Origin of the sequence: Inquilinus limosus MP06, from assembly GCF_000767795.1 — a bacterium.
In the GTDB taxonomy this organism is placed as follows: Bacteria; Pseudomonadota; Alphaproteobacteria; order DSM-16000; family Inquilinaceae; genus Inquilinus; species Inquilinus limosus_E.
Genome location: NZ_JANX01000306.1, coordinates 1 through 7380, shown reverse-complemented (window position 1 = coordinate 7380; position 7380 = coordinate 1). Strand labels below are relative to the sequence as shown.

Annotated in this window: 6 protein-coding genes; all 6 read right to left on the bottom strand. The window is 69.5% G+C overall.

Translation table 11 applies throughout. The annotated features are described in order from the left end of the window. Positions 1-232: 232 nt before the first annotated feature. A complete protein-coding gene (locus P409_RS21020) occupies positions 233-1396 on the bottom strand; it encodes a GNAT family N-acetyltransferase (protein WP_034843183.1) in 1164 nt (387 codons plus the stop codon). Positions 1397-1487: 91 nt separating this feature from the next. Beyond that, a complete protein-coding gene (locus P409_RS21015) occupies positions 1488-2132 on the bottom strand; it encodes a CoA transferase subunit B (protein ID WP_034843179.1) in 645 nt (214 codons plus the stop codon). Positions 2133-2149: 17 nt separating this feature from the next. Then, entirely contained in the window at positions 2150-2854 is a 705-nt protein-coding gene (locus P409_RS21010) for a CoA transferase subunit A (protein WP_034843176.1), read from the bottom strand. A gap of 108 nt (positions 2855-2962) precedes the next feature. Beyond that, positions 2963-4849 (bottom strand): potassium transporter Kup, encoded by a 1887-nt coding sequence (locus P409_RS21005; RefSeq protein WP_034843174.1) that lies wholly within the window; start codon positions 4847-4849, stop codon positions 2963-2965. Between the two features lie 290 nt (positions 4850-5139). Further along, positions 5140-5892 (bottom strand): glucose 1-dehydrogenase, encoded by a 753-nt coding sequence (locus P409_RS21000; protein ID WP_034843171.1) that lies wholly within the window; start codon positions 5890-5892, stop codon positions 5140-5142. A 311-nt stretch (positions 5893-6203) separates the two neighbouring features. Further along, a partial coding sequence (locus P409_RS20995; protein WP_034843168.1) for an aldehyde dehydrogenase family protein occupies positions 6204-7380 on the bottom strand: 1177 nt, incomplete at its 5' end.

Sequence of the window (7380 nt, the reverse complement as noted above, 5' to 3'; positions counted from 1 at the left end):
CGCCCGCTCCGCCGAGCCCGCCGCCGGTTCCGCCGGACATCGCGCCGCCCCCGCCCAGCACCTGGCTGAGGATGCCGCCGAGGCCACCGGCCCCTCCGCCTCCGGACGCACGGCCCAGGCCGCTCTGCGCCAACGCACCCAAGAGCTTGTCGAGATCCATCGCTCACTCCCTCGGTTGTCGGCGACGGCCCTGCCTGCCGGCCGTCGCGTCATTGCCGGCCGCGGAGTGCGGCTAAGGACAATCTTGCCGGAAGGGGAGATGTTCCGCGAGGTCTTCGATGCCGGCCTCGACCGCGCGGGTCTCGCGGGCCAGGAAATCGGCCACGGCGCGGCGGAAGCCGGGGTCGCGGATCCAGTGGGCGCTGTAGGTGCGCACCGGGCGGTAGCCGCGCATCACCTTGTGCTCGCCCTGCGCCCCGGCCTCGACCCGCTTCAGGCCGCGGGCGATGGCGAAGTCGATCGCCTGGTAGTAGCAGGCCTCGAAATGCAGGAAGGGATAGTCGCGGCCGTCGCAGCCCCAGTTGCGGCCGTACAGCGTGTCGGCGCCGATCAGGTTCAGCGCGCCGGCGATCCAGCGCCCGTCCTTCTCGGCCATCACCAGGGCGATGCGGTCGGCCATGGTCTCGCCGATCCGGGCGAAGAACTCCCGCGTCAGGTACGGGTCGCCCCATTTCCGGTCGCTGGTGTTGATGTAGAAGCGGAAGAAGGCATCCCAGTGCCGGGGCTTCAGGTCGTCGCCGGTCAGCACGGCCAGGCGGATGCCGCCCTCGACCGCGCGCTGCCGCTCCTTGCGGATGTCCTTGCGGCGGCGGCTGTTCAGCGTCGCCAGGAAGTCGTCGAAGCTGCCATAGCCCTCGTTCTCCCAATGGTACTGCTCGCCGATCCGCTGCAGCCAGCCGGCGGCGCCGAGGCGCGACCAGTCGGCCTCGGTCGGGAAGGTAACGTGGACGGAGGAGACCTTGTGCGCCAGCGCCGCCTGCTCCAGCCCGTGGATCAGCAGGTCGGCGGTCTGCGCGGGCGCGCCGGGACGGACCAGCAGGCGCGGGCCGGTGACCGGGGTGAAGGGCACGGCCGATTGCAGCTTCGGGTAGTAGTGGCCGCCCGCCTGTTCATAGGCGCGGGCCCAGCTGTGGTCGAAGACGTATTCGCCCTGGGAATGGCCCTTAAGGTACAGCGGCACGGCGCCCAGCAGGCGGCCGTCCGCCTCCTCCAGCACCAGATGCTGGGGCAGCCAGCCGGCCTCGGCGGTGGCCGACCCGCTCTGCTCCAGCGCCGCCAGGAAGGCGTGGGACAGGAACGGGTTGTCCGGCCCGGCGCAGGCGTCCCAGGCGGCGGCGTCCAGGACCGTGATGTCGGCGACGAGCTTGAGGCTTGCCTCCGGAGTTCCGTCGGGCATGGGACCGCTCTCTCGCATGTGCGAAAGCTCTAATCTGGTCCCGGCGCCGCCCCAGGGCAAGCGCCGGGGCCGATCCCGAGCCCTGCCGGCCTCAGGCCAGGCCCGGCCGGGTGGCGAAGGGCGCCTCGGTCTTGGCCCGGATCTCGTCGACGGTGACGCCGTCGGCGACCTCGATCAGGGTCAGGCCCTGCGGCCCGATCTCGAACACGCCGAGCTCGGTGATCACCAGGTCGACCACGGCCTTGCCGGTCAGCGGCAGGTCGCAGGCGTTCAGCAGCTTCGGCGTGCCGTCCTTGGCGTTGTGCTCCATGATCACGACGACGCGCTTGACGCCGGCGACCAGGTCCATCGCCCCGCCCATCCCCTTCACCATCTTGCCGGGGATCATCCAGTTGGCGAGGTCGCCCTCCTTCGACACCTGCATGGCGCCGAGGATCGACAGGTCGATATGGCCGCCGCGGATCATGGCGAACGAGTCGGCCGAGCTGAAATAGCTCGACTGCGGCAGCTCGGTGATCGTCTGCTTGCCGGCGTTGATCAGGTCCGGGTCCTCCTCGCCCTCATAGGGGAAGGGGCCCATGCCCAGCATGCCGTTCTCGCTCTGCAGCGCCACGGTGACGCCGTCAGGGATGTAGTTCGCCACCAGCGTCGGGATGCCGATGCCGAGGTTGACGTAGAAGCCGTCCTGCAGCTCCTGCGCGGCGCGGGCGGCCATCTGCTCACGGGTCCAGGCCATGGTCTGTCTCCTGTTCCTCAGGCGGCCCGCGGCCGGGTGGTGCGCTGCTCGATGCGCTTCTCGTAGTCCCGGCCCTGGAGGATGCGCTTCACGTAGATGCCGGGGGTGTGGATCTGGTTGGCGTCCAGCCCGCCGACATCCACCAGCTCCTCGACCTCGGCGACCGTCACCTTGGCTGCGGTCGCCATCATCGGATTGAAGTTCCGCGCGGTCTTCCGGTAGATCAGGTTGCCTTCGGTGTCGCCCTTCCAGGCCTTGACGATGGCCAGGTCGGCAAACAGCCCGCGCTCCATCACATATTGCGCGCCGTCGAACTCGCGCACCTCCTTCCCGTCGGCGACGATGGTGCCGACGCCGGTCTTGGTGAAGAAGGCGGGGATGCCGGCGCCGCCGGCGCGGATGCGCTCGGCCAACGTGCCCTGCGGGTTGAATTCCAGCTCCAGCTGGCCGGACAGGTACTGCTGGGCGAACAGCTTGTTCTCGCCGACATAAGACGAGATCATCTTCTTGATCTGGCCGCGCTCGAGCAGCTTGCCGAGACCGACGCCGTCGATGCCGCAATTGTTCGACACCACCGTCAGCCCGGTGACGCCGCTGAGCGCGATGGCGTCGATCAGCTTCTCCGGGATGCCGCACAGGCCGAAGCCGCCGGCCATCACCATCATTCCGTCGCGGAGCACGCCGGCCAGCGCCGCCGTGGCATCCGGATAGACCTTCTTCATCCCGTCACTCCCGTCAGCATCAACTGGGCGCGGAGGGACTAAAGCGGGGCGGCGGTCGGGTGTCAATCGAGCCCGCGCCGCACCCCGTCCGGTTTGCGGCAGGGCCCCTCAGATCTCCAGATGCGAGCCCAGTTCCACCGCCCGGTTCGCCGGGATGCGGAAGAACTCGGTGGCGCTCAGCGCGTTGTTCGACATCAGGATGAACAGCCATTCCTGCCAGGGCGGCAGCTCCGGCCGCGGCGACGGCACGAAGTACTCCCGGCTCATGAAGAACGACGTGTCGGCCATGTTGAAGCCGAGCCCCTTGGAGGAACAGGCGGCCAGGGCGCGCGGGATGTCCGGCTGCTGCTGGAAGCCGTAGCGCACGATCACCGTGTAGAAGCCGTCGCCCAGATCCTTGATCTCGATGCGCTGCTCGTCATCGACCCGCGGCTCGTCCGTGGTCTCGACCTTCAGCAGCACCACGCGCTCATGGATGATCTTGTTGTGCTTGAGGTTGTGCAGCAGGGCGAAGGGCACGACGCCGACATTGCCGGTCATGAAGATGCCGGTGCCGGGCACCCGGTGCGCCCGCTTGTACATCTTGCCGTCGACGAAGGTGGCCAGCGGAATGGCGTCGCGGTAGCGGCGCCGGTACAGGATCTCACGGCCCTTGCGCCACACCCACATCAGCGTCGTCAGCGCCACCGCCAGCACCAGCGGGAACCAGCCGCCATGCAGGATCTTGATGGTGTTGGCGCCGAAGAAGGCCAGGTCGATGAACAGGAACAGCGCGAACAGCGGCAGCGCGGTCCAGCGGCTCCAGCCCCAGCGGTGACGGGCGACGAGATAGGCCAGCACGCTGGTCACCGCCATGGTGCCGGTCACGGCGATGCCGTAGGCCCCGGCCAGGGCGCTGGAGGAGCCGAAGCCGACCACCAGGATCACGACCGCGGCGTAGAGCGACCAGTTGATCCGCGAGATGTAGATCTGGCCCTTCTCCTCGGCCGAGGTATGGCGCACCTCCAGCCGCGGCATGTAGCCCAGCTGGGCCGCCTGCTGGCTGACCGAGAAGGCGCCGGAGATCACGGCCTGGGAGGCGATGACCGTGGCCATGGTGGCCAGGATCACCATCGGGTACAGGCCCCAGGACGGGGTCAGCAGGTAGAAGGGCGATTCGATCGCGGCCGGGTTCTCGATCAGGAGTGCGCCCTGGCCGAAATAGTTCAGCAGCAGCGCCGGCCAGACGAAGCCGACCCAGGCGATGCGGATCGGGCCGCGGCCGAAATGGCCCATATCGGCGTACAGCGCCTCGCCGCCCGTGACCGCCAGGACGACGGAGCCGAGCACGACGACCGCCGCCCAGGGACTGGTATAGAACAGCTCGACCGCGTGATTCGGCCAGATCGCCGCCAGCACGTCGGGGCGGTTCACCACCTGGGCGGCGCCGAGCAGGCCGATGGTCAGGAACCACAGGCACATGATCGGGCCGAAGGCCGAGCCGACCTTGGCCGTGCCATGCGCCTGGACCATGAAGATCAGGGTCAGGATGATCAGCGTCAGCGGGATGATGTAGGGGTCGAAGACCGGAGTCGCGATCTTCAGCCCTTCCACGGCGCTGAGGACCGAGATCGCCGGGGTGATCACGCCGTCGCCGTAGAACAGCGCCGCGCCGATGATGCCCAAGAGGACGATGAAATGGCCCCATTTCGCGCCGCGCCGGGCGCGGAAGGCCAGGGCGGTCAGGGCCAGCACGCCGCCTTCGCCGCGGTTGTCGGCCCGCATCACGAAGGAGACGTATTTCACCGTGATGATCAGCGTCGTCGCCCAGAAGATCAGCGACAGCACGCCCAGCACCGCGCCCTCCGAGACGCCGGGCGCCCCCGGATGGGTGAAGCATTCCCGGATGGTGTAGAGCGGGCTGGTGCCGATGTCGCCATACACGACGCCGATGACGCCGAGCAGCTTGGGGGCGAGCGATTGGCCGTCGCGCGAGTCGGTAGCGAGGGTCGTCATCGCGCCTTCCTAATCGGACGGTGCGTGATCGACAACCCGGCCGTTGCTGGCATCCCTGTGGCCCCCTTCGGCCCCCTCGCTACCCTGAGCGCCGAGGGTGCGGGCATCGCGCTCCGGAGGCAAGCCCTGGCTGCGCTTGACTGGACGAGAGGCCGCCCGAGACCGCGCTGGCGTGAGTCGGCTGGCGGTGGTTTCGAGAACCGGAGCGCAGCGCACATTTGGTGCGTGAGCACCGGAAGCTTCGAGTCCGCCGTCAGACGGCCACGCCAGGTGCGGTATCGGGCGGCCTCTCAGATGCAGCGGCCGCCATCGACCTCCAGCGCCACGCCGGTGACCATCGAGGCCTCGTCCGAGGACAGGTACAGCGCGGCGTTGGCGATGTCTTCGGGCGTGCTCATCCGGCCCAGCGGGATGGTCGCCAGGAACTGGGCCCGCCGCTCCGGCGTGTCGTCGCCGAGGAAGGTCGAGGTCAGGCCGGTCTGGCCCAGAACCGGGCACAGGCAGTTGACCCGGATCTTCGGCGCCAGCTCCACCGCCATCGACTTGGTGGCGGTGATCACCGCGCCCTTCGACGCGTTGTACCAGGTCAGGCCCGGCCGCGGCCGGATGCCGGCGGTCGAGGCGATGTTGAGGATCGAGCCGCCCTTGGCCTGGAGATGCGGCGCGGCGTGGCGCACGGCCAGGAAGATCGCCTTCACATTGACCGCGAAGATGCGGTCGAACTCGTCCTCGGTGACCTCGGCCATCGGCTTGTTGCGATGGGTGTAGCCGGCGTTGTTGACGACGATGTCCAGTCCGCCGAAGGCCTCGACCGCGGTGGCGATGGCGACCGCGGTGTCGGCGTCGCGCGACACGTCGGTGCGGACGAAGCGGGCGGCATCCGGCCGCACCTCGTTCAGCGCCGCGGCCACGGCCTCGCCCGCCTCGGCCGACAGATCGGCGATCAGCACGCTGGCGCCTTCCCGAACGAAGCGCTCGGCGATGCCCTTGCCGAAGCCTGACGCCGCGCCGGTGACGATGGCCACCTTGCCTTCGAGCCGCATGCCCTGTCCCTCTGTCCTGGTCGTGTGGTGGTCGCGTTGCGGGAGGGGCGCCGCTCAACAGCCTGGTGCCCGGCCCGCCGTCTCTTCCGGTGAAGTCCCGGACGTCGAATGGCCGGACTATAGGGGCAGGGCGGCCGGGGCAGCAGGCGAATGTCCGCGAAGGAGGTATGAGCCGGGCGCGGATCTTGCTTCATAACCAGTCCCCTCCCTGTCATTGCCGGGCTTGACCCGGCAATCCAGAGGGTGCCGACGCTCTCTGGATGCCCGGGTCAAGCCCGGGCATGACACAAAAGGAGAGGCCGACGAGCCGGTTACCCGTGCTTGATCGCGATGGCCTTGGTCACGCTGAAATGGTCCAGCCCTTCCATCGCCTTCTCGCGGCCGAAGCCGGAGCGCTTCATGCCGCCGAAGGGCAGCTCGACCCCGCCGCCGGCGCCGTAATTGTTGATGAAGACCTGGCCGGAGCGGACCCGGCGGGCGCAGCGCAGCTGCCGGGCGCCGTCGCGCGTCCAGATCCCGGCCACAAGCCCGAACTCGGTGCCGTTGGCCAGGCGGATCGCCTCCTCCTCATCGCGGAAGCGCAGCACCGCCAGCACCGGGCCGAACACCTCCTCCTGCGCCAGGGGATGGTCCGCCGGCACGTCGCCGACCAGGGTCGGCACCTGGTAGAAGCCGCCGGCCGGGGCGTTCGGGGACAGCCGGCCCTCGGCCAGCACCGGCAGCCCGTCAGCCCGGGCGCGCTCGAGATGGGCGCGCACCCGCTCCTGCTGCCGGGCGCTGATCAGCGGGCCGCAATCCGGGTCGCGGTCCCAGGGGCCGGTCTCCAGCGCGCGGAAACGGTCGCCCAGGGCCGACAGGAAGTCGTCGGCGATGCCGTCCTGCAGCAGCAGGCGGCTGCCGGCCGAGCAGGTCTGGCCGGCATTCTGCACGATCGCGGCGGTGACGAAGGGCAGGGCGGCCTCGGCATCGGCATCGTCGAACACCAGCTGCGGCGACTTGCCGCCCAGCTCCATCGTCACCGGCCGGTTGAACTGCGCCGCCGCGGCCTGGATCGCGGCGCCGGTGCCGGGCGACCCGGTGAAGCTGATGTGGTCGATGCCGGGATGCGACGCCAGCGCCGCGCCGGCCTCGGCCCCCAGGCCGGTGACGACGTTCAGCGCCCCCGGCGGCAGCCCGGCCTCCAGCGCCAGCTGGGCGATGCGCAGCGGCGTCAGGCAGGCATCCTCCGCCGGCTTCAGCACGCAGGCATTGCCGGCGGCCAGGGCGCCGCCGATGGTGCGGCCGAAGATCTGCGCCGGGTAGTTCCACGGGATGACGTGACCGGTGACGCCGTAGGGCTCCTTCACCGTCAGAACGGTGTAGCCGTCGAGATAGGGCAGGGTGGTGCCGTGGTGCTTGTCGCAGGCGCCGCCATAGAACTCGAAATAGCGGGCGCAGGCGGTGATGTCGGCCTTGGCCTGCTTCACCGGCTTGCCGGCATCGGCGGCT